This is a genomic window from Actinomadura litoris (assembly GCF_009733595.1).
Lineage (GTDB): Bacteria > Actinomycetota > Actinomycetes > Streptosporangiales > Streptosporangiaceae > Spirillospora > Spirillospora litoris.
Window position 1 is genome coordinate 140,652 of the sequence record NZ_WOFH01000009.1, and the last position, 25,476, is coordinate 166,127.

General features: G+C 71.9%; 32 protein-coding genes. 11 read left to right on the forward strand and 21 right to left on the reverse strand.

From position 1 onward, the window contains the following. Window positions 1-8 precede the first annotated feature (8 nt). Both GNZ18_RS24810 and GNZ18_RS24815 read right to left on the reverse strand, forming a co-directional pair. Window positions 9-1,472 (reverse strand): MFS transporter, encoded by a 1,464-nt coding sequence (locus GNZ18_RS24810; protein WP_156218949.1) that lies wholly within the window; start codon window positions 1,470-1,472, stop codon window positions 9-11. Between the two features lie 13 nt (window positions 1,473-1,485). Further along, window positions 1,486-2,094, reverse strand: coding sequence for a hemerythrin domain-containing protein (locus tag GNZ18_RS24815; RefSeq protein ID WP_156218950.1), 609 nt, complete (start codon window positions 2,092-2,094; stop codon window positions 1,486-1,488). 164 nt (window positions 2,095-2,258) lie between these two features. Here GNZ18_RS24815 and sigJ point away from each other — a divergent pair, with 164 nt between their 5' ends. Next, the gene (gene sigJ / locus GNZ18_RS24820; protein WP_214616826.1) at window positions 2,259-3,131 is read left to right on the forward strand and encodes an RNA polymerase sigma factor SigJ; all 873 of its coding nucleotides are present in this window, start codon (window positions 2,259-2,261) and stop codon (window positions 3,129-3,131) included. On the opposite strand, the gene GNZ18_RS24825 is transcribed toward sigJ, so the two are convergent. The 6 genes from GNZ18_RS24825 to GNZ18_RS24850 form a co-directional block, all read right to left on the reverse strand. Continuing rightward, window positions 3,111-4,097, reverse strand: a complete 987-nt coding sequence (locus tag GNZ18_RS24825; RefSeq protein ID WP_312874714.1) for an epimerase — start codon at window positions 4,095-4,097, stop codon at window positions 3,111-3,113. The genes sigJ and GNZ18_RS24825 overlap by 21 nt on opposite strands. A gap of 229 nt (window positions 4,098-4,326) precedes the next feature. Then, window positions 4,327-5,157, reverse strand: coding sequence for a phytanoyl-CoA dioxygenase family protein (locus GNZ18_RS24830; RefSeq protein ID WP_156218953.1), 831 nt, complete (start codon window positions 5,155-5,157; stop codon window positions 4,327-4,329). Window positions 5,158-5,185: 28 nt separating this feature from the next. Further along, window positions 5,186-5,770, reverse strand: a complete 585-nt coding sequence (locus GNZ18_RS24835; protein WP_156218954.1) for a DUF6879 family protein — start codon at window positions 5,768-5,770, stop codon at window positions 5,186-5,188. A 9-nt stretch (window positions 5,771-5,779) separates the two neighbouring features. Next, a complete protein-coding gene (locus tag GNZ18_RS24840) occupies window positions 5,780-5,974 on the reverse strand; it encodes a hypothetical protein (RefSeq protein WP_156218955.1) in 195 nt (64 codons plus the stop codon). 287 nt (window positions 5,975-6,261) lie between these two features. Next, on the reverse strand, window positions 6,262-6,468 hold the full coding sequence (locus GNZ18_RS24845) for a DUF397 domain-containing protein (protein ID WP_156218956.1): 207 nt from the start codon (window positions 6,466-6,468) through the stop codon (window positions 6,262-6,264). Continuing rightward, complete coding sequence (locus GNZ18_RS24850) at window positions 6,465-7,277, reverse strand: helix-turn-helix domain-containing protein (RefSeq protein WP_156218957.1); 813 nt, start codon at window positions 7,275-7,277, stop codon at window positions 6,465-6,467. Before GNZ18_RS24850 ends, GNZ18_RS24845 begins: the two co-directional genes overlap by 4 nt. 134 nt (window positions 7,278-7,411) lie before the next feature. Here GNZ18_RS24850 and GNZ18_RS24855 point away from each other — a divergent pair, with 134 nt between their 5' ends. From GNZ18_RS24855 to GNZ18_RS24875, 5 genes are all read left to right on the forward strand, one after another. Beyond that, window positions 7,412-7,627 (forward strand): hypothetical protein, encoded by a 216-nt coding sequence (locus tag GNZ18_RS24855; RefSeq protein WP_156218958.1) that lies wholly within the window; start codon window positions 7,412-7,414, stop codon window positions 7,625-7,627. Next, window positions 7,624-7,875: a hypothetical protein gene (locus GNZ18_RS24860; protein WP_156218959.1), complete on the forward strand. Its 252-nt coding sequence runs from the start codon at window positions 7,624-7,626 to the stop codon at window positions 7,873-7,875. The genes GNZ18_RS24855 and GNZ18_RS24860 overlap by 4 nt, the downstream gene beginning before the upstream one ends. Window positions 7,876-8,043: 168 nt before the next feature. Beyond that, window positions 8,044-8,547: a DUF6232 family protein gene (locus tag GNZ18_RS24865; protein WP_173390882.1), complete on the forward strand. Its 504-nt coding sequence runs from the start codon at window positions 8,044-8,046 to the stop codon at window positions 8,545-8,547. After that, complete coding sequence (locus GNZ18_RS24870; RefSeq protein WP_156218961.1) at window positions 8,540-8,872, forward strand: hypothetical protein; 333 nt, start codon at window positions 8,540-8,542, stop codon at window positions 8,870-8,872. Before GNZ18_RS24865 ends, GNZ18_RS24870 begins: the two co-directional genes overlap by 8 nt. Before the next feature lie 80 nt (window positions 8,873-8,952). Further along, window positions 8,953-9,327, forward strand: coding sequence for a glyoxalase superfamily protein (locus GNZ18_RS24875; protein WP_312874715.1), 375 nt, complete (start codon window positions 8,953-8,955; stop codon window positions 9,325-9,327). Window positions 9,328-9,350: 23 nt separating this feature from the next. On the opposite strand, the gene GNZ18_RS24880 is transcribed toward GNZ18_RS24875, so the two are convergent. Then, entirely contained in the window at window positions 9,351-10,493 is a 1,143-nt protein-coding gene (locus GNZ18_RS24880) for an acyl-CoA dehydrogenase family protein (protein ID WP_156218963.1), read from the reverse strand. A 78-nt stretch (window positions 10,494-10,571) separates the two neighbouring features. Here GNZ18_RS24880 and GNZ18_RS24885 point away from each other — a divergent pair, with 78 nt between their 5' ends. After that, window positions 10,572-11,276, forward strand: a complete 705-nt coding sequence (locus GNZ18_RS24885; RefSeq protein WP_156218964.1) for a MerR family transcriptional regulator — start codon at window positions 10,572-10,574, stop codon at window positions 11,274-11,276. Between the two features lies 1 nt (window position 11,277). Here GNZ18_RS24885 and GNZ18_RS24890 read toward each other — a convergent pair whose 3' ends face one another. The 7 genes from GNZ18_RS24890 to fdxA all read right to left on the reverse strand — a co-directional run bounded on the left by GNZ18_RS24890 (window position 11,278) and on the right by fdxA (window position 16,602). After that, window positions 11,278-12,849: a polyamine aminopropyltransferase gene (locus GNZ18_RS24890; RefSeq protein WP_156218965.1), complete on the reverse strand. Its 1,572-nt coding sequence runs from the start codon at window positions 12,847-12,849 to the stop codon at window positions 11,278-11,280. Then, window positions 12,846-13,271: a DUF350 domain-containing protein gene (locus GNZ18_RS24895; protein WP_156218966.1), complete on the reverse strand. Its 426-nt coding sequence runs from the start codon at window positions 13,269-13,271 to the stop codon at window positions 12,846-12,848. Before GNZ18_RS24895 ends, GNZ18_RS24890 begins: the two co-directional genes overlap by 4 nt. Window positions 13,272-13,299: 28 nt before the next feature. Further along, window positions 13,300-13,746, reverse strand: coding sequence for a DUF4247 domain-containing protein (locus tag GNZ18_RS24900; RefSeq protein WP_312874717.1), 447 nt, complete (start codon window positions 13,744-13,746; stop codon window positions 13,300-13,302). Then, window positions 13,743-14,261, reverse strand: a complete 519-nt coding sequence (locus tag GNZ18_RS24905) for a DUF2617 family protein (RefSeq protein WP_156218967.1) — start codon at window positions 14,259-14,261, stop codon at window positions 13,743-13,745. The genes GNZ18_RS24900 and GNZ18_RS24905 overlap by 4 nt, the downstream gene beginning before the upstream one ends. Beyond that, complete coding sequence (locus GNZ18_RS24910) at window positions 14,261-14,872, reverse strand: DUF4178 domain-containing protein (protein ID WP_242885411.1); 612 nt, start codon at window positions 14,870-14,872, stop codon at window positions 14,261-14,263. Before GNZ18_RS24910 ends, GNZ18_RS24905 begins: the two co-directional genes overlap by 1 nt. Before the next feature lie 173 nt (window positions 14,873-15,045). Continuing rightward, window positions 15,046-16,131, reverse strand: coding sequence for a succinyldiaminopimelate transaminase (dapC, locus tag GNZ18_RS24915; RefSeq protein ID WP_312874718.1), 1,086 nt, complete (start codon window positions 16,129-16,131; stop codon window positions 15,046-15,048). 144 nt (window positions 16,132-16,275) lie between these two features. After that, a complete protein-coding gene (gene fdxA / locus GNZ18_RS24920; RefSeq protein ID WP_214616840.1) occupies window positions 16,276-16,602 on the reverse strand; it encodes a ferredoxin in 327 nt (108 codons plus the stop codon). A gap of 113 nt (window positions 16,603-16,715) precedes the next feature. On the opposite strand from fdxA, the gene GNZ18_RS24925 reads away from it, so the two are divergent. After that, complete coding sequence (locus GNZ18_RS24925) at window positions 16,716-16,979, forward strand: putative acetyltransferase (RefSeq protein ID WP_156218969.1); 264 nt, start codon at window positions 16,716-16,718, stop codon at window positions 16,977-16,979. Between the two features lie 228 nt (window positions 16,980-17,207). Here GNZ18_RS24925 and GNZ18_RS24930 read toward each other — a convergent pair whose 3' ends face one another. Beyond that, window positions 17,208-18,203: a polysaccharide deacetylase family protein gene (locus GNZ18_RS24930; protein WP_308165953.1), complete on the reverse strand. Its 996-nt coding sequence runs from the start codon at window positions 18,201-18,203 to the stop codon at window positions 17,208-17,210. Between the two features lie 268 nt (window positions 18,204-18,471). Beyond that, window positions 18,472-18,813 carry a hypothetical protein gene (locus tag GNZ18_RS24935; protein ID WP_156218970.1) on the reverse strand — a complete coding sequence of 114 codons (342 nt, stop codon included), beginning with the start codon at window positions 18,811-18,813 and terminating at the stop codon, window positions 18,472-18,474. Window positions 18,814-18,859: 46 nt separating this feature from the next. Here GNZ18_RS24935 and GNZ18_RS24940 point away from each other — a divergent pair, with 46 nt between their 5' ends. Both GNZ18_RS24940 and GNZ18_RS24945 read left to right on the forward strand, forming a co-directional pair. After that, entirely contained in the window at window positions 18,860-19,711 is an 852-nt protein-coding gene (locus GNZ18_RS24940) for a class I SAM-dependent methyltransferase (RefSeq protein ID WP_312874719.1), read from the forward strand. Between the two features lie 15 nt (window positions 19,712-19,726). Then, window positions 19,727-20,383 (forward strand): hypothetical protein, encoded by a 657-nt coding sequence (locus GNZ18_RS24945; RefSeq protein WP_156218972.1) that lies wholly within the window; start codon window positions 19,727-19,729, stop codon window positions 20,381-20,383. 25 nt (window positions 20,384-20,408) lie between these two features. Here the strand turns inward: GNZ18_RS24945 and GNZ18_RS24950 are convergent, their stop codons facing one another. After that, on the reverse strand, window positions 20,409-22,358 hold the full coding sequence (locus GNZ18_RS24950; protein WP_246250319.1) for a TNT domain-containing protein: 1,950 nt from the start codon (window positions 22,356-22,358) through the stop codon (window positions 20,409-20,411). Window positions 22,359-22,462: 104 nt separating this feature from the next. On the opposite strand from GNZ18_RS24950, the gene GNZ18_RS43775 reads away from it, so the two are divergent. After that, window positions 22,463-23,638: an alpha/beta hydrolase family protein gene (locus tag GNZ18_RS43775; protein WP_156218973.1), complete on the forward strand. Its 1,176-nt coding sequence runs from the start codon at window positions 22,463-22,465 to the stop codon at window positions 23,636-23,638. On the opposite strand, the gene GNZ18_RS24960 is transcribed toward GNZ18_RS43775, so the two are convergent. Together GNZ18_RS24960 and GNZ18_RS24965 are read right to left on the reverse strand one after the other, a co-directional pair. Continuing rightward, complete coding sequence (locus GNZ18_RS24960; protein WP_156218974.1) at window positions 23,635-24,513, reverse strand: LLM class flavin-dependent oxidoreductase; 879 nt, start codon at window positions 24,511-24,513, stop codon at window positions 23,635-23,637. The genes GNZ18_RS43775 and GNZ18_RS24960 overlap by 4 nt on opposite strands. Next, window positions 24,510-25,457, reverse strand: a complete 948-nt coding sequence (locus GNZ18_RS24965) for a zinc-binding dehydrogenase (RefSeq protein ID WP_156218975.1) — start codon at window positions 25,455-25,457, stop codon at window positions 24,510-24,512. Before GNZ18_RS24965 ends, GNZ18_RS24960 begins: the two co-directional genes overlap by 4 nt. Window positions 25,458-25,476: the final 19 nt, after the last annotated feature.

Consider the following 25,476-nt stretch of genomic DNA (forward strand, 5'->3'; position numbering starts at 1 on the left):
GTACGCGCTCACTTGCTCGGAACCGCCTCGGGTACGGCGGCCGCGACCGGCGCGTCGTGCGCCTCGCCGCGCGAGTTGGCGGCGCGCAGGCCGACGAGCGCGGCGGCCACCAGGAAGATGCTGCTGGTCAGCAGCGCCCGGGAGAAGCCGCCGGTCAGCGCCTCCGGTGCCGGGCGGTGGTCGGCGAGCAGGTCGTTCGTCCGGCCCGTGGCGACCGCGGAGAAGATCGCCAGCCCGATCGCCCCGCCGATCTGCTGCGAGGCGTTGAGCAGCGCGGCGGCGAGGCCCGCCCGGTCCGGCGGGACGTTGGCGTTGGCGGCCGTGGTGAGCCCCACGAACACCAGGCCGAGCCCGATCGAGGCGATCAGCAGGCCGGGCAGCAGGTCCTTGACGTAGGACCCGTCCACCGGGATGCGCGACAGCAGGTAGACGCCCGCGCCGGAGACCAGCATCCCGCCGATGATCAGCGGCCGGGACCCGATCCTCGGGATCAGCTGCGACGCCGCCCCGGCGGCGACCGCCACCCCCGCGCACAGCGGCAGGTACGCCGAGCCGGTCTTCAGCGGCGAGTACCCGAGCACGTTCTCCATGTAGAGGCTCAGGTAGAAGAACATCGACGCGATGCCCGCCACCGCGACCAGCATCGCGACGTCGGCGGCGCCGAGCCCCCGGATCCGGAAGATCGACAGCGGCAGCAGCGGGTTGCTTCCCCGGTGCTCGTTGAACAGGAACGCCACCAGCATCACGGCCGTCCCGCCGAGCCCGCCGATGGTGCGCGTCTCGCCCCACCCGACATCGGGGGCCTTGACCAGCGTGAACACCAGCAGCAGCATCGCGCCCGTCACCAGGACGGTGCCCAGGAAGTCGAAGTTCGCGAGCCGCGCCTTCCGCCGGTCGCCCTCCACGAGCAGGAGCAGCCCGACGACCACCACCGCGCAGACGGGCACGTTGACGAGCATCACCCAGCGCCAGCCGGGGCCGTCGGTCAGCAGCCCGCCGAGCAGCACGCCCGCCGCCGACGCGCCGCCCGCGACGCCGCCCCACACGCCGAGCGCCGTGTTGCGGTCCTTGCCCTCCTTGAACATCGTCGTGAGGATCGACAGCGTCCCGGGCAGCATCAGCGCGGCGCCGACGCCCTGCGCGAGCCGCGAGCCGATCAGCATCGCCGGGTCCTGCGCGAACCCGCCGGACACCGACGACAGCGAGAACACCACGGTGCCGGTGAGCACGATCCGGCGGCGTCCGAGCAGGTCGGCGAGCCGCCCGCCGAGCAGCATGAACCCGCCGTAGGTGAGCAGGTACCCCGACGGCACCCATTGCAGGTCCTGGACGCTGAAGTCCAGGTCGCTCCTGATCGCGGGCAGCGCCACGTTGACGATCGAGGCGTCGATGAAGTCGAGGAACGCGACCGCGCACAGCAAGGTCAGCGTGAGCTTGCCGCGGCCGGTCGCGAGGAAGGACGGTTCTGCCATCGTCGTTCTCCGATCAGGCGCTCAGGGGCGCGTGCCAGCGCGGCGCGCGACGGTAACGGGGGCTCCACACGAACCGGTGCAGCACGCGCACGGGCGGCGGCACCGCGTCGAAGACCCTGCGGCGCATGCCCGGGTCCGCGCCGTCCAGCAGCCAGGGGAAGAACATGGCGGGGCTCCCCACCTGGTGACGCTGCTCGGCGCCGAACGCCTTCCACTCCTGCACCGTGAGCAACTCCTTCACCAGCGGCAGCGCGTCCTGCTCCTCGTGCTCGCAGTGGTCGCCGAGCTCGTCGGCCAGCAGCCGCGCCGCATCGGCGAGCTGTTCCGCCGCCCCGGCCGCGACCGCGCCGCCGACGGCGTCCAGCAGCGCCTCAAGCCCGGCGTGCTCGTCCTCCATCCGGTCCAGAACCGCCGGACTCGCCCCCTTCGCCCGCAGGACGGGCCACAGGTGCGTGTCCTCCGCCGTGTGATGGACGTGCAGGAACGCCTTGAAGCGCTCCCACCCCGCCTCGACCGCCGCGCCTGAGGCGTCCCCGCCCTCGGCCATCGCGGCGAGCCGCTCCAGATCGCGTTGGAACGCGTCATGGACGGCGTACATGAACGTGACGTCGATTTCGCTCATTCAGACCCCCTCCTCATGCCGTTTCGCACCTATGAGGGTCCGGACACCGCACATGTGACAGCGCGCCGGAGAATGAGTTTCACGTCACACGGCGCCGCCCCATGTCACACTCCCGGGCTCCCGGCCCCTCAGAAGGGGGAACAACGCACAGGAGGTCAACGCCCATGGAAGCCACCGCGACAGAGGTGTTCGCCGACCACCGCGAACTGCTGTTCTCGGTCGTCTACAACCTGCTCGGCAGCGTCGCCGACACCGAGGACGTCCTCCAGGACGCCTGGCTCGCATGGACGGCCCGCGACCGGCCCGAGGTCGAGAACCCGCGCGCCTACCTCGTCCGGATCGCCGTCAACACCGCCCTCGCCCGCCAGTCGGCCATCAGCCGCCGCCGCGAGACCTACGTCGGCCCCTGGCTCCCCGAACCCCTCGTCGCCGAACCGGGCGCCGAGGAGAGCGCCGAGCGCACCGAGGCCGTCTCAATGGCCCTGCTGGTCGTCCTGGAGACGCTGACGCCCCTCGAACGCGCCGTCTTCGTCCTGCACGAGGTCTTCGGCTACGCGCACACCGAGATCGCGGGCATCCTCGACCGCAGCCCGTCCGCGATCCGCCAGCTCGCCCACCGCGCCCGCGAGCACGTCCACGCCCGCCGCCCCCGCTACCAGGCCGACCCGGACGTCCAGCGCCGCGTCACCGAGCAGTTCCTCCACGCCGCCCTCGGCGGCGACATGGAGGCCCTCCTCAAGCTCCTCGCCCCCGACGTCACCCTCTGGACCGACGGCGGCGGCAAGTCCAGGGCCGCCGCCCTCCGCCCGATGACCGGCCGCGAACGCGTCGCCCGCATCATCACCGGCACCGCCGTCCAGGCCCCCGGCGACCTGGAGATCCGCTACCGCACCGTCAACGGCGACCCGTCCGCCGTCCTCTTCGAGCACGACGCCCCCTTCGCCGTCATGGTCCTGGACCTGAGCCCCGAGGGCGACAAGGTCGCCGGCATCTACGCGGTGGCCAACCCCGAGAAGCTAACCCGCGTAGAGCCGTGACCTGCGGCGGGTGCGCACGCGCCGCACGAGGTCGTCCGCCGCGTCCGGCCACCGGGGGTGCTCGAAGGCGAAACCCGCCTCGACCAGGCGCCCCGGGACGACGCGGCGGCTCTTCAGCAGCAGCTCGGTGTCCGAGCGCAGCGCCAGGGCCCCGATCTCCGCCATGCCCCTCGTCGCGGGAAGGCCCAGCGGGACGCCCCACGCGGCCCGCAGCGCGCGCATGAACGCGCGCTGCGGCAGCGGCCCGGGAGCGGCGAGGTTCACCGGCCCCTCAAAAGCATCTCGACCGACCAGGAACTCCACGGCGCGGACGAAATCACGGTCATGGATCCACGACACGTACTGCGCACCACCCGCGACCGGCCCGCCGAGCCCGAGCCGCGCGAGCCACAGCAGCACGTCGAAGACACCGCCGCGGTCGGGGCTCATCACCATGGCCGAGCGCAGGGCGACCTTGCGGGTGGACGGCGTGTCGGCCAGCTCCTGCTCCCGCTCCCACGCCTTAGCGATCTCGACGCTGTAGGCCCAGTAGCGCGGAACGCCGGGCTCCGCACCCCCGATCACGCCGGTCCCCTCGTCGTTGGGCGCGTCGAACCGGTGGGCGTAGACGGTGGCGGTGCTCATCTGCAACCAGACCCGGGGAGGCCGCGCCGCCGCCGCGATCGCCTCCCCCACCACCCGCGTGGACCGGACACGCGAATCCATCATCTCCCGCAGGGTGACCGGCGAATAACGGCAGCTCACACTCCGCCCGGCCAGGTTCACGACGACATCGGCCCCATCGACCTCCCGGGCCCACCCGCCCAGCGTCTCCCCGTCCCACCGCACCTCACCCTCACGCGCAGGACGCCGCGTAAGCACCACGACCTCATGCCCGACAGCAGCGAGTGCGCTCCTCAAGACCGTGCCCACCTGCCCGGTCCCCCCAGGGATCACAACCTTCAAAGGCCACCTCCCGGCATCCACCAAGAAGCCTAACCGAAGACTTGAACACGTTCAAAAAAAATCGACACCGGGCAACACCGGCCCGAGGGAGTCGTCTCCACTCGGCGCTCCGCCGTGATCTTCCGCTGGGAGGGCGAACCGAGCCACCAGGTCATGGCGACGGAACCGGGCGCGCCCGCGGTGCTCTCGCCTCGCCGAAGCGCTCCGAAGATCCGAAGCGCTGCGCGGCGGCATCAGCGACGGCTGAAGGTCACCATTCGAACTCGCCGAGGAGCTCCCTGGTCTCGGCGTCCGCGTCGCGCGCGAGTTCGGCCTTCAGGGGGCGTTCCGCGACCACCCCGCGGCTGATGTCCGACCGCACCCAGGACGGGACATAGCCGAGAAGCAGCAGGCGTCGATATCCGGCGTCAACGCTGGACGGGACCGTCCGATGCCAGAGATTGGCATGGATGAGCACCGCGTCGCCCGGCTCGAAGAACAATTCGACCTGTCCGGGACGCTCGTTCTGGTCACCGAGCGGAATCCGCAGATCGCGTGCAAGGTGCGAGCCCGGAAGGAGGCAGAGAGCCCCCTCCTTCTCGGTGATCCGGTCCAGGTAGACGAGGCAGTGGATCTGGTGCGGGTAGCTGAAGAGGACGGGAAGGGGATCGGGGACCACAGGCAGGTGGGCGTGCCACGGCACCGCGACGCCCGGACGGCCCGCGTGGTTCAGCCGGGCCTCCAGGTCGACCCAGACCTGCGGGCCGAGCAGCGTCCGCGCGATCGACAGCGGCGGTTCGAGCCGGAGCAGGGGGTGGAACACCTCGTCCTTGTCCAGCAGGGCCCGCAGGTAGATGCTGTCGCCCGGCAGGCTCTCGGCCTCGGGGCGGTCGGCCTCGGCCTCCGCCAGCCGGAGCACGGCCTGCGCGAGGACGTCCGATATCGCGCCGTCCAGCAGGCCCCTCAGGACGAGGTAGCCCGACCGGACGAGGGTGTCGAGATCCTCCTGGCTCGCCGAGGTCTCGACCGTGCGGCGGGGGTAGCCGGCCCCCTGGTCGTTGATCACGAACTCGGTGCTGAGGCGCGTCCCGTCCGCGCGCATTCATCGACCTCCAACTGTGCGGCACCGGTCAGCGGCGCGGCACCTCCAGCCCGCTACCGCGGATCGCGGCGAGGAGCTCGGCGAGCGGGAACGACCGGTCGCAGAACTCCCGCCAGGCGGTTGTCGCCTGCTTCAGCCGCTCCGGGTGGTCGTTCTGGTTGACGTACAGCAACGTTCCCGCGTCGTCATAACTGAAGTCGACGACGATCTCGTCGTCGAACAGCCAAGTGTCCGTGTAGACGACGTCGGGAACGTCCTCGCGGAAGATGAAACGGATGTCCTCACCGGCCGCGCCGTTGACCGCGTAATACCAGTCGATCTCGAACTGGAGATACGGCGTGAGCGTGTGCTCGATGATGTGCACGCGCCCCATGTACTTGCCATGGGCGACGCTGTCACGGATGTTGCGCACCCACTCCCCGTTCCGCTCGGGCGGCAGCGGCGAGCCGGAAAGATACAGGTCGAAGTTTTCGAGCTCATCCTGGAGGGAGTAGGCGGCGAGGGTCTCAATGCAGGTCGCCGACGACTTGAACTCCTGGAAGAACCGCCCGAACTGCTCCGCGTTCAGAATAATGAGAGGTCTCCTGACCTGGACGAACGAGGTGTAGGCCAACCTCTCCGATCACTCGGCCGCCAGAGCCCGCTCCAGTATGTAGCGGGGAATCTCCACCGCGTTCTCACCAGGCGGCAGAGAAAGGCCCACCTTGTCCGGGTCGACCACGAAGCCCTGCACGACAATCGTATTGTTCTCTGTCTCGTACACCGCGGGACATGGGCCGTTGCCGCAACCAGACCCACCGATCAACTTGAGCGCCATGATGCGAGCCTCTCGCCTCGTGGTTGCTTTCCCAGGCTTTATATCCCGCATAATTCAGCGAGTCAATCCCCCAGGAAAATGCCAAGCGAGCTGACCTCAAATCAGATTTCACGCATCCATAATGAGGATCTGCCGGATCATCCCACCTGCCACATGACACCCAAGCGGCACCCCCGCTCCCCGTCATCCGCCATCCTGCCGTGGCACCGGCGACGCGATCGACACGAAGTGAGGCGAGCCCCGCGACCGGACGCGGTCGCGGGGCCCTCACTCGCTCTGAACTTCGCCTACCGGTCGTAGTGCCCGGCGCGGATCTCGCTCACCAGCACCCCGAAGGCCCGCCGCCCGAACTCCAACCTGGGCCCCTCGGGGTCTTTCGAGTCCCGCAACGCGATGAGAGACTCGGCCGTGGCCACCTCGACGCAGGTACCACCCTCCGAGCCGCTCTTTGTGCTCTTGCGCCAACTCACGGACGACGGATCGAGCGTGCTCATGTGTCCTCCATGACGGTTCGGATCAAACTCTCGGACGCTGTCGCCGGTAGTGCGACAGACCTGATCACGTCGAAGACTACGGCAAGTCTTCGGACATCACTCGGTTCCGTGAGAATTTGCCCATAACCACTCGCGCCATCCACGTAGGCCACATCCGACGCCTTTTCGAAGCTGAGGAGCTGGAAGCCGCTCTCCTGAAAAACCGCTGCATCCGCAGGGACGATCTGAACAGACACTCTGGGATGGTTCATGATGTCCAACAATCGCTTGCACTGCTCTACCTGGAACTCCGGCTTGATGTCCCTGATCACCGCTTCCCGAATGAGCAGGAACAACCAAGGGGGATCAGGTTTAGTGAAAATGACCTGCCTCTCCATCCTGATCGCCACCAGCTCCTCCGTTCTGTCCACCCGGGTTCCAGAGCTGAAGACGAAGCGTGCATAATTCTCCGTCTGCATGAGACCGGTGACCAGCAACGGTTCGTAGATGTTGATCTGGTTCGCCCGCTTCTCCGCGTCAACCAGCGGGCGCACAGCGCTGGGGATCAGCCCACGTTTGCGCGCCTCCTGGTGCTTCTCCCACAGGCGGCGGAACAGGCCGCCTGTCTGGAAGTAGGTGTCGAGGTCGTCGGCCAGGCCCTCGGACGGAGGCTTCTCGAAGGTCTCCACCTTGGCGAGCCACTGCGGAGTGCATCCGAGCGCCGCCGCGAGCCTGTTGCGGGAGAGGCCCGCCATGTCACGCCGTGCCCGCAACTCGGTGACGAACACTTCCTGGTAGGCGGAGGGGCTGGTGTCGCGTGGGGGTGGCATCGGGTGTCTCCCGGGTGTCGGGCCGTCTGCTCGGGTGCCCGGTGGGGGGTGAGCGGTTCGTAGCTCAGGGTAACCGTGTGCTGTGAGGCTCGTCCGTGAAATGCCGGACACCGATCTCACAGGGAATCCCGTCCATGGACGATCAAGAACGCCTGCGGCTTCAGCAGGAGTACCCGATGTGGCACATCCGCCGGATCCCGGCGATGGACTGCTTCATGGCGACGCGGCTCGGCCGTCCGCTGACGCGGCGGGAGCTGTTCTGCGGCCTGCACACCACGATCATGAAAGACACCTACGAGGAGTTCGAGGAGGCCCTCGCCGATCAGCGGAGGATCGAGGAGGATTTGTGATCCTCTTTCTCGTCGTCATCGGTGTCACGCTCGTCGGTGCCCTGCTGTTCACCCTGGTCGTCGGCTTGATCGGCCCTGACATCGGCTATGTGGGACGGCACCGGGTGACGCCTTTGCGCCCTGAGCAAGAGCGCGCGATTGGCTCCCCTTGTTCGTACCATCGAACACTTGGCGGCCGAGGTTCCAAAGGGAATGGTGGTCCAAGAAGCAGGTCCGGCGGGGCGCCGCTCGCGGCTTCTTCCAAATGATGACCATTACAGATCTTCGGGGCGGGTTCCGGATCCGGCCATCGGGCCACTTTCCGGGAAAGCACGGGGCCGCCCGACGCCGGAGGTGGCTACGATTTCCACCGGCATCAGTCCTTCAGCGGACGGGGGCGTCCTATGGCGAAGAAGCCGGACCCTAAGGTCATCGAGGTGCACAGGCACACCCTGTCCATAGGCCCCGATTACCAGGTCTACCAACTGAGGAACGTCGCGCGCGTGCAGGTGCTGGACTGGAAACCGGATCTTGGATACGGGTCCATTTCGTCCGTGCTCTGGAAGATGATCCTCGCGGTCATCGCGGTGGTCGTGGCCGGGGTGGCGGCGAACACCGCGACGTCCGATGCGGGGTGGGTGAACTGGGTCGGGCTGGCCGCGGCGGTGCTCGCCGTCCGGTACCTCTACCAGGCGATCCGCATCGCCCTGAGGCGGACCCAGTGGGCGCTGGTGTTGGAGACGACGGGGATTCCGATAGCCGTCATCACCGGCAAGCAGCGCGAGCCGGTCGTGGAACTGCACCGGTTCATCGTGAACTCGATCGAGAATCCGCCCGCGCACGTCCAGACATGGCACATCGGCCACCTGAACATGGTCGGCGGCGATCAGATCAACCAGTCGGGCGAGGGCAACAAGTGGGGAAAGGTGCTCAATGGGTGACTACAACTTCGTCGGGGGCGACCAGATCAACCAGTCGGGGTCGGGTGACAAGCAGGGCAAGATCGTCTATTCCGAGCACGCGCGCAACGACGCCGCGCGGGACCTGGCCGAACTGATCGCGCTTCTGCGGGAGGCGGGGCTCGTGGACGCGGGCGGCGACCCGACCGACATGCCGCGCCTGCGCGCCGAGGTCGAGCGCCAGCGGAGCAGGTTCGCCTGGCTGGCGGAGTTCGTCCGGCGGGGAGGCGAACCGGTGGCGGTCACGGCGACCGGCGGCACGATCGCGGGCGTGGTGGTCGACGTCCTGCGGCAGCTCGGTTCCTGACCCCGGGGGCGATGCGCGTCCAGGTGATCGGCGGTGGGAGACTCGGGCGAGGATCACGACGCGCTGAACAGGGGGGACCTGTGGATTTCAGGCTTGAGTTGGTGACGGTGCCCGTCTCCGACGTCGATCGCGCGAAGGCGTTCTACGTCGAGAAGGTCGGATTCAACGCCGACCACGACCACCGGGTGAACGAGCAGATCCGGTTCGTGCAGCTCACGCCGCCCGGGTCGCCGTGCTCGATCGCGATCGGCACGGGCCTGGAGGACGGCATGGCGCCCGGCTCCGTCCAGGGGCTCCAGCTCGTCGTCGCCGACGCCGACGCCGCGCGGGCGGAGCTGGCGGGACGGGGCGTCGAGGTCAGCGAGGTCAGCGAGTTCCCCTGGGGCCGCTTCGTCTTCTTCAAGGACCCCGACGGCAACGGGTGGAACGTCCAGGAACTCCCGCCCCGCGACTGATCCATCGCCCGGGACCCAAGCCGTCAGAGGCCCAGGCCGCGGCCGATGATCTCTTTCATGATCTCCGTGGTGCCGCCGTAGATGGTCTGGACGCGCACGTCCTGGTACGCCTTGGCCACGGGGTACTCGGTCATGTAGCCGTAGCCGCCGTGGAGTTGCAGGCAGCGGTCGACGACCGTCTTGCAGAGTTCGGTGTTCCAGTACTTGAGCATGGCGGCCTCGTCGGCTTCGAGTTCGCCCTTGCCTTCTTTGGCTATGCACTGGTCGGTGAAGGCTCGGGTGACGGCGAGTTCGGTCTTCATCTCGGCGAGGGTGAAGCGGTTGTGCTGGAACCTGCCGATCGGACGGCCGAACGCCTCGCGGGTCCTGCTGTAGTCGAGGGTCTGCTCGAAGACCTCCTCGGCGGCGGCCTGCGCGCTCACGCCGATGGCCAGGCGTTCGCGGACGAGGTTCTGCATCAGGTAGACGAAGCCCTTGCCCTCTTCGCCTAGGAGATTACGGCTGGGTACGCGGACGTTGTCGAAGAACAGTTCGGCCGTGTCCTGGGCGTGGAGGCCGATCTTGTCGAGGTTGCGGCCGCGCTGGAAGCCGTCCATGCCGCGTTCCACCACGAGGAGGCTCACGCCTTTCGCGCCGGCGGACGGGTCGGTCTTCGCCGCGACGATCACCAGGTCGGCCAGGACGCCGTTGGAGATGAACGTCTTGGAGCCGTTCAGGACGTAGTCGTCGCCGTCCCTGGTCGCGGTCGTCCTGATGCCCTGGAGGTCGGATCCGGCGGCGGGCTCGGTCATCGCGATGCCGGTGATGATCTCGCCGGAGCAGTAGCCGGGCAGCCAGCGCGCCCGCTGCTCGGGGGTGCAGAGGCGGCGCAGGTAGCCGCCGTTGACATCGTTGTGGACGGAGAACCCCGGCCCGTGCGCCCCGGCCCGCGCCAGTTCCTCGTTGAGGACCACGTAGAAGCGGTAGTCGGTGTTGCCGCCGCCCCCGTGCTCCTCGGGCATCTCGATGCCGAGGAGGCCCTGGCGGCCGGCGGCGAGCCACACGTCGCGGGAGACGATGCCCTCCTTCTCCCATTGGGCGTGGTGCGGCGTCACCTCCTTGGCGAGGAAGGCGCGGACCATCGCGCGGAACGCCTCGTGCTCCTCGGTGAAGATCTCCCGTGCCATCCGGTCGGCTCCCTCGGTAAGCGCGTCCTGATACGAATTTAATGTAACACTGGCACTGTCATATGCAGGGGAGGCGGGATGGAGCTGACCGTCGACGAGCTGGCCACGCGCGCCGGGGTCACCGTCCGCACCGTGCGCTTCTACGCGGGGCGCGGCCTGCTGCCCCCGCCCAGGCTGCGCGGGCGGACGGGCCTGTACGGCGCCGACCATCTCGCGCGGCTGGAGCTGGTCCGGGAGCTCCAGTCGCTCGGGCTGACGCTCGCGGCGATCGAGCGCCATCTGGAGAAGATCCCGCCGGACGCGTCGCCCGAGGATCTGGCGTTGCAGCGGGCGCTGCTGTCGCCGTGGGCGCCGGAGCGGCCCGAGGAGCTCGACCGGCACGAGCTGGACCGGCGGGCCGGGCGGCATCTCGGTGAGGAGACGCTCGTCCGGTTGGAGGCGCTCGGCGTTGTGGAGCGGCTTCCGGGTGGGGCGAAGGTGCGGGTGATCAGTCCTGCGTTGCTCGGTGTGGGGGTTGAGATGGCGGCTCTGCCGCTTCCCCTGGACACGCTCGTCGCCTCTCATGAGGCTGTGGAGCGGCACACGACGGCCTTGGCCGCGGAGTTGCAGGAAGTGTTCCAGGAGACCGTCGTCCGGCCCTACAGGGAGAGCGGGCGCGCTCCTGAGGAACGCGAACGGCTGATGGAACTGGCCGGGCGGCTCAAACCGCTGCTGATCCAGTCGCTGGTGACCTCGTTCCAGCGGTCGGTGGACAAGGCGATCCGCCGTTCCGCCGACCGGTGACTCAGGAGTTCTTCCACTCCTGCGACTCGTATTCGACCAGGCGCGGGTGGACGAGCGTGTTGACGTCCACGTCGCGGGCGCGGCGGTCCTTGGGGAAGACGGTCGCGGCGCGCAGGACGTCGGCGTCGAGGAAGCGCAGGTCGGGGACGTCCGGCGGCAGGGCGAGCGTCGGCGCCCGCGGGGTCGGCGACGCGAGGACGAAGCCCCAGTCCCCGAAGCTCGGCACGTCCACGTGATAGGGGGCCGTCGCCAGACCCGCGGCGGCGATCGATTTCTGGATGCTCCAGAACGACTTGGGCGCGAAGTACGGGGAGCCCGATTGGACGACGATGCGGCCGCCCGGCGCCAGCGCCCTTCTCACCAGGCCGTAGAACTCGACCGAGTACAGCTTCGCGGTGGAGACGTCGTCGGGGTCGGGCATGTCCACGACGACCGCGTCGAACCGCTCACCCAGGCGGCGCAGCCAGGAGAAGGCGTCCGCGTTGACGATGCGGGCGCGCGGGTCGTCCAGCGAATGGCGGTTGAGGGACGAGATCGGCCCGTAGGTGCGCGCGAGGCGGATCATCTCCGGGTCCAGCTCGACCAGCGTCGCGGTGCGGACGTCCCGGTAGCGGAGCACCTCGCGCAGCGCGAGGCCGTCGCCGCCGCCGAGGATGAGCACGCGCCCGCGCGGCCCCGACATCAGCGGGTGGACGAGCGACTCGTGGTACCGGTACTCGTCCACCGAGGAGAACTGGAGGTCGCCGTTCAGGAAGAGACGCGTGTCGGACGGACCGGTCGGCTTCCGGGTGATGACGATCTCCTGGTACGGAGTGCGTTCGGAAAGCGCGATCGGGTCGGAGTAGAGCGCCTGGCGGGCCGACACCTCGAATCCGTCCGCCAGCGCATACGTCCCGGACAGGGCGGCCAGGACCGCGGCCATTCCGCCCCACAGGGCGGTGCGGGCGACGCGTCCGAGCTGGGCGCGGAACAGCCACAGCACGACGGCGATCCCGGCGACCGCGTTCACGACGCCGACCAGCAGCGCGCCCTTGATGTGCCCGAACGTCGGCAGGAGGAGGAACGGGAACGCGAGCCCGCCGACGAGCGCGCCCACGTAGTCGGCGGCGAACAGGTCGGCGACCGCGCTGCCCGCGTCCTGCCGCCGGATCCGCTGGAGCAGCGTCATCAGCAGCGGGATCTCCGCGCCGATCAGCGCGCCGACCGCGAACGCGACCACGACCAGGGCGGGGACGTACAGGTCGAGCCACGCGAACGCCGCGTACAGCGCCAGCACCGACAGGCCGCCGACCAGCGCGAGCGCGCCCTCGATGATCGCGAACGCCGCCACCGGGCGGGTCTGGAGCGGCTTGGCCAGCAGCGACCCGACGCCCATCGCGAACACCATCACCGACAGGACGATCGACGCCTGCGTCACCGAGTTGCCGACCAGGTAGCTGCCGAGCGCGACCAGCGCCAGCTCGTACACCAGGCCGCAGGCCGCGCAGGTGAACACGGCGGCCAGCACGAGCGCCCGCGCCGCCCGCGCGGGCACGCTCAGCCCCGCCTCGCCCGCCGCGTCGGAGGCGGTCAGGAGACCGCCCCGGCGACGATCGCGGCGACGGCGAGGTCGGCGGCGGCGACCACCCAGCCCGCCGGGTGCACGGCCGCGCCGTCCACGAGCGTCGCGCCCAGCCTGCCGGGGGTGATGAGGTCGAGGAGGTAGAACGCGACGATCATGAGCACGATGCCGAGCAGCCCGTACACGGCGGTGTCGACCAGGCCCTCGGACAGGTCGGAGTCGCTGGTCACGATCGCCGTCGTCACGATCGCGCCGGTGCCGAGCAGCTTGACCGAGAGCAGCAGCGCGGCGCCGCGGTTGCCCTCGGTCCAGATCTGGTGGCCGAGCCGCCCCGGCGTGGTCACCTCGACGACGAGGTAGCCGAGCGCCATCAGCGCGATGCCGAGCGCGCCGTAGGCGAGCGTGGCGCCGCCCTCGTGCAGGACGTCGTTCATTCGGTGCTCCTCACTTGCCCGACGCTGCTCATTTGCCGGACCCCGGGCCGCCGCCGCGGAAGGACCCGACGCCCCTGCTGTTCCAGCCGTTCGTCCCGGGGCTCGCCCAGTACCCGCCGACGTGGGAGTGGTAGCGGCCGTATCCGCTGGACGGGGTGTCGACGGTGATGCGGCTGCCGGTCCCGTCGGGCAGGACGCCCACCACGAGCTTCGGGTAGCGCATGAAGATCCCGCCCTGCGGGCCCAGCCTCGCGAGGTCGTCCACCCGGTCGATCGCCTTGTGCTTCTTGTTGATCTCCGCGGCGACGGCCGGCGGCGGCTTCGGCGACCGGTAGGTGCCGACCCCCGTCTGCGAGTACTTCTTGGCGATCCACTTCTGCGGTGAGCCGCCGCCGTGGCGGAGCGTGGCCACCAGCACGATCGCGGCGACCACGGCGGCGGAGATCCCGCCGATCACCCAGTACTTCCGGTTCACCGCTGCCTCACCAGCCGGCTCCGCGTCATCACGATCTCCCGCGTCTGGGGGTAGGCGTGCCAGGTCCGCCAGCCGATGCCCGCGCCGGCACCGTCGCCGGCACCGCCGGCGTCGTCGAGCGCCAGGGCGGTGACGGCGTGCCGGGAGCCGGGGAAGGCCCCGGTCAGCGCGTCGTCGCGGCCCAGCAGCCGGGCGCACACCGCCTCGACGGCGCGGCCGAACTCCGGCTCGCCTCCGTGGGCGGACGTCGTGGCGGTGAACTCATAGCCCCAGCCGGGGACCGTCGTGGCGGCGCGTCCGGGCAGCGGCTCGGCGCCGCCGGGCAGGCACGCGACGGTCTCGCTCAGCGGCCCGGCGATGACCTGGTGGGACGCGCCGAGCAGGCGCAGGTGCACGGTCAGGCCCGCGCGCTCCACCGGCAGGACGGCGAGGGCGTCCAGCGGCGGCAGGCCGAGCGCGAACGACAGCGCGTCGGCGCGCGCGTCGGCGAAGGGGGTGTCGAGCGCGGCGAGCATCAGCCGCCGCCCGGGTAGATCGTGAGGGCGCCGGTCGGGACGCGGTCGCCGAGGCCCGCCTCCCACTGCCCGGCGCCGTACTGCTCGAACGACAGGTAGCGGCCGCGCGGGCCCTCGTAGTCGACGTACTCGACGCGGCCCTGGACGCCGACGCCGGTCGTCCCCTCGCTGGTGTAGTCGGCGGTGCCGTGCTCGTCGCGGCGGTACTCGACGCCGTCGACGACGAGCGTCCGCTCGCCCGGGGACAGGCCCGCCGGGTCGTGCTCGGTCCACCAGACGACTTCGAGGTCGGGGTCCTCCTCGACGGAGATCCACACCTTGCCGCCCTCGCGGGTGTCGGCGTCCAGCAGGTGCTCGCTCCAGGTGAAGCCGCCCTCGCGCAGCCGCAGCGAGCCGCGCACGAAGTAGCGGGTGCCGAGGTACTCGACCATGTCGCCGGCCTTCAGCGTGCGCGGGTCGCCGCCGACCTGGTCCTCGGCGGCGAACGGGTCGCGCGGCGCGGGCGCGGGCGGCGGCGCCGGCGCGCGGCGGCGCAGCAACAGCACCACGATGAGCGCGACCAGGGCGGCCAGGATCAGCGCCAGCAGAATCACGATCGCGGTTCCACCCACGGGCACCTCCGGCTTTCGCCTCAGATCGCATCAGATCGCATTGCCTGTTTCACGGCACGGACCTGCGGGATCATACCGATAGTCACCCGTCAAGCCCATACCGCTCTCAGACGTCACGAACGCACCATCCGTTCCGTCCGGGATGGCCCGAAATGTCGTGAGTCGAGACCGGGTCAGAGGCGCTCGACGGCGGCGGCGACGCGCTCGTCGGTGGCGGTGAAGGCGACCCGGACGTGCCGGGCGCCCGCCGGGCCGTAGAACTCGCCCGGGGCGGCGAGGACGCCGAGGGAGGCCAGGTGGGCGACGGTGTCCCAGCACGGCTCGTCCCGGGTCGTCCACAGGTACAGGGACGCCTCGGAGTGGTCGACGCGGAACCCGTGGCCCTCGAACGCGGCGCGCAGCGCGGCGCGGCGGCGCGCGTACCGGGCCCGCTGCTCGTCCACGTGCGCGTCGTCGTCGAAGGCGACCGCCATCGCCGCCTGCACCGGCGCCGGGACGATCATCCCCGCGTGCTTGCGGACCTCCAGCAGCCGCTTGACCAGCGCCGGGTCGCCGGTGAGGAACCCGGCGCGGTAGCCCGCCATGTTGGACCGCTTGGACAGCGAGTTGATCGCCAGCAGGCCCTCGTGGGAGCCCTCGCACACGTCCGGATGCAGGACGGAGACGGGCGGGTTCGCCTCGTCCCAGCCGAACTCCAGGTAGCACTCGTCGCTGACGACGACGGCGCCGCGGCCGCGCGCCCATGCCACGACCTTGCGCAGGTGCTCGGCGGGCAGCACCTTCCCGGTCGGGTTGGACGGCGAGTTCACCCAGACGATCTTGGGGTTGACCGGGCCGAGCGACAGCAGGCCGTCGGTGCGGACCGGCCGCGCCCCGGCGAGCCGGGCGCCCACGTCATAGGTCGGGTAGGCCAGCTCGGGGAACACGACGTGGTCGTCCGGGCCCGCGCCGAGCAGGGTCGGCAGCCACGCCACGAGCTCCTTGGTGCCGATCACGGGGAGGATCGCGGCCGGGTCGGCGCCGGACACGCCCGCGCGGCGGCGCAGCCAGCCCGCCGCCGCCTCGCGCAGCCGGGGCGTCCCGTAGGTGGCCGGGTAGCCGGGCGCGTCGGCGGCCGCGCGCAGGGCCGCGCGGACCGGCTCGGGCGTCGGGTCGACGGGCGTCCCCACCGAGAGGTCGACGATGCCGCCGGGGTGCTCGGTGGCCTGCCGCTTGTAGGGCTCCAGCCGATCCCACGGGAAGTCCGGCAGCGTGAACACGAATCCACTCTCCTCAGGGAAACCGCGGGCCGTGGCGCCACCCTCGTGGACGGCCACGGCCCGACCCTTACACGACCGGCTTACGACACCGGCACAGAACGCTCCCGGGACCGTGACGCTTCATGGTCCCGCGCGCGCGACCCGTCAGTCGTCCTGGCTCTGCGGAGGCAGCGCCGCGACGATCGGGTGGTCCTTGTCGATCTTGCCTATCTTGGACGCGCCGCCCGGCGAGCCGAGGTCGTCGAAGAACTCCACGTTCGCCTTGTAGAAGTCCTTCCACTGCTCAGGAGTGTCGTCCTCGTAGTAGATCGCCTCCACAGGGCAAACCGGCTCGCACGCACCACAGTCGACGCACTCGTCCGGGTGGATGTAGAGCATGCGCTTGCCCTCGTAGATGCAGTCGACCGGGCACTCCTCGATGCATGCCTTGTCGAGCAGGTCCACGCAGGGCTGCGCAATGACGTAGGTCACGTCAGTGACTCCTCTCGGGTTACCGGCCCCGCCGCACGTCACGGCTCACCGCAAGCTCGCTGTGAATAGTATGGCCACCGAAGCGCAGTCGATTCGACACGGGGGTCCCTCACATGCCGGGCCGCTTCGCCGCGCGGCTGGTGGTTTCCATCAGTGGCGCGGACGTGGGTCAGCGGGTCTCGCTGCGCCGCCGCCTGCCAACGGGAGAGTACAGCGACGTGGTGGGCGTCCTCGAATCGTGGGCGGACGGCCTGCTCACCGTGCGCCGCCGCACCGGGGAACTGGTCGAGGTGCCCGAGGCGATCGTGGTCGCGGGCAAGGTCGTCCCGCCCCAGCCGCCGCCCCGGCGCAGGCCGCGCCGCGACGAACCGTCCTGACGCGGGCCGCCGCACGCGAGGTCGCCACGGCCGGTCGCCACGGCGCCGTCCGGCGGCGGAAGACCGTCCTGGGGGCGCTGCCCGGCTCTCACGCCGACATGCTGACCCGGCGATGAAAGCCGTTTTGACCTGCGGTGCGGGCGCCTCCGCCGACGGGCCGTCACGGCGGTGAGAAGTCGTTCTGACGTGCGATGCCGGGCCGCTCGGTGGAGCGGCCCGGCGTGTCGGCTACCTGCCCGGAGGCGTGGGTGTGCCCGGCGGTACGCCCGGCACGCCGGGGACCCCGGGGGTGCCCGGTACGCCCGGCACGGTCGGCGTGCCCGGAACGGTCGGGGTGCCGGGCAGCGGCACGCCCGGCGTGGGGCTCACAGGCCCTGGCGTGGGTGTTCCCGGCGTGGCCGGGGCCGTCGGCGTCCCCGAGGGCGGAGCGCTCGGCGTGGGCGCCTTCACGGGCTTCGGCGGGGCCAGGTCGGTGTAGGTCTTGCCGGGCTTGAGCGTCTGGCCCCTGAACAGCTCCGACACCGTCACGAACGTGAACCCGCGCCGCTTCAGCCCCTCCAGCACCTTGGGGATGGAGTCGACGCTCGGCTTGTGGATGTCGTGGTAGAGGACGATCCCGCCCGCCTTGGGCTCGTTGATGCCGACCCGGGTGTCGCGGGCGACGCTGCGGTAGCGCCAGTCCTCCGTGTCGACGCTCCAGAGGATCTCCGGGAGCGCGGCGGCGCGTCCGACCTGGGCGTTCGTCGCGCCGTAGGGCGGGCGCAGCAGCGTGGGCCGCACGCCGCCGGACGCCTTGGCGATCGCGTCCTGCGTCCGCTGGACCTGCGAGCGCACCCCCGCCGCCGACAGCCCCGTGAGGCTCGGGTGGGACCAGCTGTGGTTCGCGAGCTCGTGTCCCTCCAGCGCCATGCGCCGCACGGTGCCCTCGTGACTGCGCACGTTCTCGCCAAGCATGAAAAAGGTGGCGCGGGCGCCCGCCGCGTGCAGGGTGTTCAGCAGGCGGTCGGTGTAGGGGCCGGGGCCGTCGTCGAACGTGAGCGCGACGCACTTCAGCTTGACGCAGTCGATGGTGCGCGGAGGCGGCGGCTTCGGCGGCTCGGGCTTGCGCGTCGGCGGCGCCGCCGCGGCGGTGCGGCCGACCGTCCCGCCGTGCTTGTCGCCCGCGGTCCGCGCCTTCTTCTCCGGCGTCTGGCCGCAACCCGCGGCGAGCATCAGCCCGGCCACGGTGAGTGCACCGTATTTAATGATCCGCACCACGCACCCCCGAACGCGTTGCCTCGGGCGGTTTTCCTACCCTCCGCCACAGTGGTAACACACGTCACCAAGGTCCGGGAAACGCCATGATCGTTTCCCTGCACGGCGGCGCCGGGGCGGTTCCTTCATAATGCCCTCTCGCGGCCACTGGTTGATCACCGATCCCCGTTTTCGGGGCCCGCGGATCCCTCCGACCGGGGGCGGTTCAGGCGCGGGTCAGCACTGGTTCAGCAACAGTTCAGACACGTGCCTCGGGGAAAAGGCGCAGGACGACGTCGCGGTACCACCCCTGGCGGTCGCGGCCGGGCGGCGGGCCGGGGACCAATGTGCCGTCCGGGGCGGAAGTGAGGTAGATCACGACATCTGCGCCGATGGCCAGTTCGGACGGGGCGTCCCCGGCGGCGGCGAGGCGCTCCGCGACGGCGGCCAGCACGCGCGCCCAGCCCTGGCCGAGATACGGCGGCAGGCCGTCGACGCGCAGTTCGGGCAGGCCGCCGGCCGACAGCCCGGCGGTGCGCAGCGTCAGCCCGTCCGGGCCCCGCGCGCCCATGATCTGGACCTCGCCCGTGCCGCCCGGCATCGGCAACGCCGCCTCCAATCCCGACTTTGTCCGATAAATTATGACAGTGAATTGGGCCGTGACGACGTACGACTCCGCCTTCGGGTACGTCTCCGCGCACGGCGCGCCCCTGGTCGACCTGCTCGACCCGCAGCCCGGCGAACGGGTCATCGACCTCGGGTGCGGCACCGGGACGTTCAGCGCGGAGATCGCCGAGCGGGGCGCCGAGGTGCTCGGCATCGACGGCAACCCCGACATGGTCGCGCAGGCGACCGCGCTGCACCCGGGGCTGTCGTTCATCGTGGGCGACGCGCACGACTTCACCACCAGCGAGTCGTTCGACGCGGTCGCCTCCAACGCCGCGCTGCATTGGATGACCCGCGACCCCGACCAGGTGATCGGCCAGGTGCACGCGGCGCTGCGCCCCGGCGGACGGTTCGTCGGGGAGCTCGGCGGCGCCGGGAACTGCGCCGAGCTGATCGCCGCGATGCAGACGGCCTGGCGCGTGTTCGGGCTCGGCGAGCCCGAGCTGCCCTGGTACTTCCCGAGCCCCGCCGAGTACGCGACGAAGCTTGAGGAGGGCGGGTTCACGCTCCGGCTGCTGGAGCACGCCGACCGCCCCACCCGCATGACCGAGGGCCCCGGCGGCGCCGCCGACTGGGTGCGCGCCTACGCGGGCCGCGCGCTCGCCGACGTCCCGCCCGAACTGGTCGAGCCGCTGCTGGAGCGGGTCAACGACCTGGCCGCGCCCGCGCTGCGCCGCGAGTCGGGGTGGGTCGCCGACTACGTGCGGCTGCGGTTCGCCGCCGTCCGCAAGCCGGACGGCGGCGCGTCGCTGCTCACCGGTCCCACGCCGACGCCCGCTTCCGCGCCCGCTTCCGCGCCCACAGGGCCGCCGCCGCCGGGCGCGCCGCTCTGACCTAGGGTGGGGCCCATGCTGCGGCTGCACGACCGTCGGACGGGGCGCCCCGAGGGGCTGCCCGGCGGACGCGTCCTGCGCCTCCACGTGCTGGACGGCGCCGGGCTCCGCACGCTGGTGGTCGCCGACCTGCTGAGGCGGGTCGCGAGCCGGGCGGGGCGGCACGTCCTGGCCACGGGCGCCGCCAGGGGCGACTGGACGGCCTACAACGTCCAGCCGCTCGAACCGGGCGGCTGGGCGGACGCCGACGTCCGTGTCTCGGGCGACGGCTCCGTGGTCGACGGGTTCTGCGTCTCCGCGCCCGCGGAGACCGGCGACTGGCGCTCGGCCGGGGACCTCGACCCGCTCGCCGTACGGCTCGCGCTGCTCGACGCCCCCTACGGGGAGCCGCTGGAGCTGTCGGCCGCGCGGGCCCGCGCGGCCGGTGCCCGGCTGGACGGGTGGCGGGACGCGGTCGCCGGATGGGCGCGCGGCGCGGGCCGTCCCCTGGACCGCGCGTACGCGGCGAAGGCCGAGGCGGCGCTGGCGGCCGACCTGGACGCGCCGTCCGCGCTCGCGGTGCTGGACGAGATGGCCGGCGCGGACATCGCCCCGGGCGCGAAGCTGGAAACGGTCGTCCACCTCGACCTGCTCCTGGGGCTCGACCTGGTCTCCGCCATCGGACGCGCCTGAGCCCTGCCTCAGCCCTGCCTCAGCCCTACCGCGTGTCGCCGACCTCGGTGAGGGTGCCGTCGGCGAGCAGTTCGGAGATCCGGCGCCGGAACACATACGCCGTGCCGCCGCCGGGCTGGTCGAACCACGGGACCGCCGTCCCCGTCAGCGCGCCCACCGGCCTCTGGAGCCGGTAGGCGTGATAGGGGCGGTCCCTCCAGTCGGGCGGCAGCGACCTCTGCTCGAAGGGCGTGTGCGCGGCGTAGACGACGTTGCCGCCGGGGGCGCCGTAGCGGTCCACCGTCGTGCCCCGCGCGAGCTCCATCATGTGGCGGTCGCGCAGGAGGCTGAGCGGGGGCTCGCCCTCCACCGGCTCGATCGGACCGCCCTTCGTGGGCGCTTGCAGGAGGACGCTGCCGAGGAGGTGGGCGGCGGCCTGTTCGTGGTCGTCGAACGTTACGGCCCGGCGGGGTTCGCCGTCGCGCGTCCGGAACACCGTCCACCGCGCGCCCTCCGGCAGAAGCGACCAAGCGCCTTCGGCGGTTCCGCCGATCCGGTATGCGGACGGGTCGGCGTCCAGGTCGTCCAGGCGGCTGCGGAGCGCGGCGAACCGGTCGGGTTCGCGAGGCGCCGGGGGCCGCTCGACGCGGGTCAGGTCGGGATCGCGGGCCGGGGGCTCCCGGCGGACGCGGTCGGGCGCGTCCCGTCCGGTGACGGCGGCGGTCGCGGCGTCCATCACGTCGTCGCCGACCTCGGGGACCTCGAAGCCCCGGGCGCGCATGTGCGCGACGAGGTCGGCCTCCGGCGGGACCCCGTGCTCGCGCAGGTAGTAGCCGACCGCGCCCGACCACACCCACGTCCCGTCGGTGTGGAAGGTCAGCGGGACGGCCGCGCCGCGCGCCGGGTCGAGCCGGTCGGGGGCGTGCGAGCGCGCCGCCATCACCACGGGCGCCCGCCGCAGGTAGTCGGCCACGCGCTCGGCCTCCTCCGGCGGGACGGGCGGGCGCGACACGGCCGGGCGGGAGCCGTCGGGGCCCGCATGGTCGAAGACGCGGGCCCGGCGCAGGCCGCCGTCCGGGGCGGGCGGAGCCGCCGGGACCGGCGGCGGCGCCGAGGCCAGCCGCTCCGTCATCCATCCGGGGACGCGGTCGCGCGGGAACCGCTCCAGCTCGCGCCGGACGTCCTCGGCGGACGGCTCGCGGTTCCACTTCGGCTCGTCGTCGTGGGTGAAGCCCGCCCGGCAGCGGACGCCGCCGTTCTCGTAGACGACCTCGAAGTCCGTGCGGCACCAGGTGGAGCCCTGGAAGCCGTGCGTCCCGGCGCGGAGGCGGTCCAGGAGGGCGGCGGCCCCGGCGGGCGGCGTCCACACCGTCATCGTCCCGTCGGCCCGGTAGAGCATCATCGGCGGGAACTCCACGTGCCCGCCCACGGCCTGGTAGTACCCGAAGATCTTCAGCCACAGCGGCGGGGCGTGCCCGGCGACCAGGACGGCGAGGTCGTTCGACAGCAGCTCCATCTGCTCGATGGGGTCCATCGCGCCCACGGCCTCGTGGGTCGGCGGCGGCGCGGGCTCGCGGCCCTCCAGCCGGTCGCGCAGCCACCCGGGCTGGTTGGCGCCGTCGCGCGGCAGCACGATCTGGTCGCGCCGCCACGCCTCCACCGGGGCGGGCGGGTCCCAGCCCGGGTCGAAGTCGTAGTTGTAGAGGGGGCGCGCGGAGCCCGGCTCCACGAAGAACGACATCGAGAACCACGTGCCCTGCTCGGACAGGTAGTGGACGCGGCGCAGCTCCATGAGCAGGTCGGTCACCGTGTCGGGGACCCGCTCGCACTCCTCGACCGTCCCGTCGGCGGTGAGGACGGTGAGCGCGGTGTCGGCCGCCGCCACCGTGGCCTTGCAGCGCAGGTCGGCGCGGCGCCACCCGGGCGGCAGCGCCTGCCGGACGGCCTGGACGACCCGTCCCTCGATCTCCGCGATCCGCTCGTTCGGCCCGGCCATACCTGCCCCCCTCGTGCGGCGACTGCCCGGAAGGGTACCGAGCCTCCCACGGCCCGGCGGAACGCTCCGGCCCCGCGGGGCGGGGCGTCCGCTACCGTTCCAACGTGACGACCCACGCGCCCGAGTCCCCGGCGCCCGCGACCCCCGAGCCGGCCCGCCCGGCGCGCCGGCGCCGCGTCCGGAGGCTGGTCGCCGCGCTCACCGGCCTCGTCCTCCTCGTCTGCGCGGCGCTCGGCGGCGTCGGCTGGTACTTCGCGGGCGTGGCGACGCAGGTCGACCACAGCGCGGAGTACCCCTTGAGGATCACCGACGTGGGGAACGGGACGGTGACGCTCCCCCGCGACCCCGACACCGAGCGCCCCGGCACGTGGGCGCTGGCCTGGCCGGACGGGCGGGCGCTGCTCGGCCCGGTCGTCGGGGGCGACCGGGCGACGGTCGTGCGGCGCGTGGCGTCCGTGCTGAAGGGGACGCCGGCGAAGGGCGCCCGCGCCACCATCGACCACTGGCTCTACGAGGGCGACCCGAAGACCGCGCTCGGCCTGGCCTTCGAGGACGTGGCGTATCCGACGCGGGTCGGGCGGATGCCCGCGTGGCTGCTGCCCGGCACGTCCCCCAAGGGCACGTGGGTCATCGCCGTGCACGGGCGGAACGCCGGCATGGCCGAGACGTTCCGCGCGATGAAACCGGTGCACGCGACCGGGATGACGATGCTGTCCATCGCCTACCGCAACGACGTGGACGCGCCCCGGTCCGCCGACCACCGGAACCACATGGGCGCCACCGAATGGCGCGACGTCGCCTCGGCCGTCGCCTACGCGCGGGCGAACGGCGCCACCGGCGTCGTCCTGTACGGGTGGTCGATGGGCGGCGCGATGGCGATGAAGACCCTCCGCGCCGACCCGTCGTTCGTGCGCGGCGTCGTCCTGGACTCGCCCGTCATGGACTGGAGCGCCACCCTCGACAAGCAGGGCGACGCCCGCCATCTGCCGCGCCTTGTGACGGACGTGGCCAAACGCACCATGCGCTACCGGTTCGGCATCGACCTGGACGATCTCGACCAGACCCGGTTCGCGCCCCGGCTCAGAACGCCGGTGCTGATGTTCACGACCGCCGGCGACCGCACCGTCGCCAACCGTCCGGCGTTCGCGTTCGCGAAGGCCGCCCCGCCCGGCATGGTCACCCATGTCACCGCGCAGGGCGACCACACGGAGGCGTGGAACACCGACCCGGCCGCCTACGAGCGGGCCCTCGCGTCCTTCCTGGCGAGGGTCGGCCGCTAACCCGCCGCGGCGAGGCGCGCGGCCTCGGCGAACAGCTCCGCCTGGCGGCGCCGCGCGGACGGGAACGGCATCCCGATCACCCGGTGCGCGCCCGCCTCGGCCAACGCCGCGAGCCGCTCGGCCGCCCGCTCGGGCGGCCCGGTCAGCATGCCCTCCCGCGCCGCCTCCTCGGTCAGGCCGTAGTCGGTGAGCGACTTCACCTGCGCGTCGATCTCCGCCTCGGGCACGTCGCCGAGCCCGAAGCTCAGGCTGACGGTCACCTTCGGCGCCGGACGCCCGTACTCGGCGGCCAGCCCCGCGATGCGCCCGGCCCCCGCGGCGACCTCCTCGGGGGTGGAGAACGCCGGATACCACTCGTCGCCGAACCGGGCCGCGCGCCGCTCGGGCCCGGCGGCGACCAGCACCGGCGGCATCGGCGCGCCCGGGGTCAGCGTGATCTCCGCGCCGTCCACCGAGACGGCCCTCCCCTCGACCAGGGCGGGCAGCAGTTCCAGCGCCGCGTCGGTCCGGGCACCGCGCTCGGCGAACGGCACGCCGACCGCGCGGAACGCCGCGTCGCCGTGGAGGGACCCGCCGCTGCCGACGCCGAGCAGCACCCGGTCTCCCGACAGGTGCTGGAGGCTCGCGATCTGCTTGGCCGCCCACACGGTCTGCCGCAGCGGCAGCACCATCACCCCGAACCCGAGCTTGAGCCGCTCGGTCACCGCGGCGGCCGTGGCGAGCACGAGCGTCGCGTCCAGGAACGGTCGGACGGGGCGGAGGTGGTCGCCCACCCACACCGACTCGTACCCGGCGTCCTCGGCGTGCCGGGCGTGCTCGGCGATCGTCGCCGACGCGTCCACCCCGAACGAGGGGAGATACAGCCCGATCCTCATCGCCCGACCTCCAGCAGCGTCTTGCCGACGCTCGCGCGCGACTCGATCGCCGCGTGCGCCTCGGACGCGCCCTCCAGCGGGAAGCGCTGCCCGATCACCGGACGCAGCCGTCCGGCCGCCGCCTCGGCGAGCGCGCTGAGCGTGAACCCGCGCATCTCCTCCGGCGACGCGACCGGACGGACGAGCGTCACGCCGCGGCCGTCCGCCGCGTCCTGCGGGATGTCGGCCCACTCGCCGCTCGCCAGCCCGAAGCTGACCATCCGGCCACCCCTTCTGACCAACGTGAACGCCTCCCGCGCCACGTCACCGCCGACACCGTCGAACACCACGTCCACCTCGCCGGCGTGCTCGCTCCACCCCGGCTCGCGGTAGTCGACGACCTCGTCGGCACCGACCCGGCGGGCCACGTCCGCCTTGGGGCCGCCGCCCACCGCCGCGACCACCGTCGCGCCCGCGGCCTTCGCCAACTGGACCAGCAGCGTCCCGACACCGCCCGCCGCCGCCTCGACCAGCACCCGCTCCCCCGGGCGCGGCGCCGCCGCCCGCAGCATCATCGTCGCCGTCCGCCCGTCGGCGAGCAGCGCGACCGCCTCGTCGAGGGCGAGGCCGTCCGGCACCTCGAACAGCGCCGCCGCGTCCACCGCCGCGCGCTCGGCGTAGCCGCCGGACCCGCCGGTCGAGCTGACGACCCGCCTCCCCACCAGCGCCGGATCGGCCCCCGCGCCGACCTCCACGACCACGCCGCCCACCCCGTTCCCCGGGATCACCGGCGGCTCCACCGTGAACGGCGCCGGACCGCCCGACCTGAGCTGCGTCTCGACGAACGTGATGTTGACGAACTCCACGTCCACCAGCGCCTGCCCGTCCCCGGCCACCGGGTCGGGCGCCTCCCCCGGCACCAGGACGCCGGGCCCACCGAACTCCCTCAACCACACCGCTCGCATGACGGCCTCCCTTCGTAAG